We start from the raw sequence: 1,470 nt of genomic DNA, 5'->3' as shown, positions 1-1,470 counted from the left end.
TTGATTCAATCCTTTTATATGTATTGTTTTCCCACTCCAAAGACCACTCTCTATTACCTACCCTATCTCCCGTTGTTTCGGTAATATCAATATGCTTTTCTTCATACCTTCTTATTCTTCCTGTGCCATCAGGGACATAGCCAACACTCTTAACAATCCAACCATCAATGCATAAATGTTCAACCTTTACAAATCCAAAACTATATTCGTAGCATAACCCCGTAAATGGTTTATCATGATAAGTATACGGAATATCGTTCATTTCATAATCAAAATCACCACTAACTAGTAAGTCATAATCGACTTTTATCATGCCTTCAGCTTCTAAAAAACCATAGTCACGACTACCAGTAATAATACCATCGGTTATTTCATATACCTGATAAAGCCTATTATCTCGATGATCGTAGGCTTCACCTGTAAATAATATATCGTTATAAAAGTAGTAATTATTTCGATTTTCTAATTGATTAAGTTCTATTCTAACTATCATAATACTAGCTCTTTAATATTTTCATCACCAATATTTAGTCATTAAGACTTAACATAAGTTATATTTCTATTATATTTAATCACAAAAAGACAATACGACTATTACCAATTTTTCTTTATATGTGGATAAATAAGTGCATTTATTTCCTCATCAGAGTACACACCTCCACCCATACAAAAAGCACCAGGTAACTCTTTTATCTGATAGAAAGATAAATGATATGCTTGCATAAAGTAATTCATTACAAGAAAAGAATTAAAATCATTAGAATCAACGCTATCCCTTATTAATTTTATTAAGAAATTGATTTTTTTACCTTTTTTAGCCTGTTCTCTTAATAGTTCTAATAATTCTTCATTTAGATTCATTTTATAACCTCATTTCGATTTAGAAAATAATACTTCAATCTTTGTATAATTACCTGATGTTCCTTTTACTCGTGATAATAAAATTTCCACTTGAGAAAATCCATACTTAGCAGCTTGTTTAGCTGTCCAAGTCTTAGTTACCGCTTCTTCCAAAGAAACACCTTGAGAAGTCAATTTATTAATGATACCAAGATTTTTATTTGTAGAAGATTTTTCAAGATTCATCCAATTGCCTCTTATATGTTTAACATTTATGCCATAATGATTCATCATTTGTGAAAACATATCGGAACCTCGGATTGAAGAATTGACAGCATTAATTTTAAAATCAATAATACCATCCTTTGAAAGGGTCGATAGAATACCATTTTTTCCATCAAGGATTAAATAAAACTCATTAGACGTTGCTACCGTTGGTCTAATTTTTTTGAAAATATCTTTCTTATCATTATATTTATTCTCTTTTGTTGTTTTAAAGTTAATATGGGCTTCAGTTCTGCTTTCTTTATTACTAGTATTATCTTTCCTTATGCTTTGTCCTAAATTAATTGCATCAAAATCGTTTTCCTTTGTTAAATTGAATGATGAGGATTCTTTACCTTTAGCTAA

Annotated in this window: 2 protein-coding genes and 1 pseudogene; all 3 read right to left on the bottom strand. The window is 29.5% G+C overall.

Going from position 1 to position 1,470, the window contains the following annotated elements:
* Positions 1-493 (bottom strand): hypothetical protein (locus O970_RS09075; RefSeq protein WP_133459384.1); only part of this gene is annotated, 493 nt, incomplete at its 3' end.
* A gap of 101 nt (positions 494-594) precedes the next feature.
* Positions 595-861, bottom strand: coding sequence for a hypothetical protein (locus O970_RS09070; RefSeq protein WP_133459383.1), 267 nt, complete (start codon positions 859-861; stop codon positions 595-597).
* A gap of 9 nt (positions 862-870) precedes the next feature.
* A pseudogene (locus O970_RS09985) lies at positions 871-1,470 on the bottom strand (hypothetical protein); the annotation flags it as partial.

Source organism: Candidatus Schmidhempelia bombi str. Bimp, assembly GCF_000471645.3.
GTDB lineage: Bacteria > Pseudomonadota > Gammaproteobacteria > Enterobacterales > Orbaceae > Utexia > Utexia bombi.
This window is presented reverse-complemented; position numbering and strand designations above follow the sequence as displayed.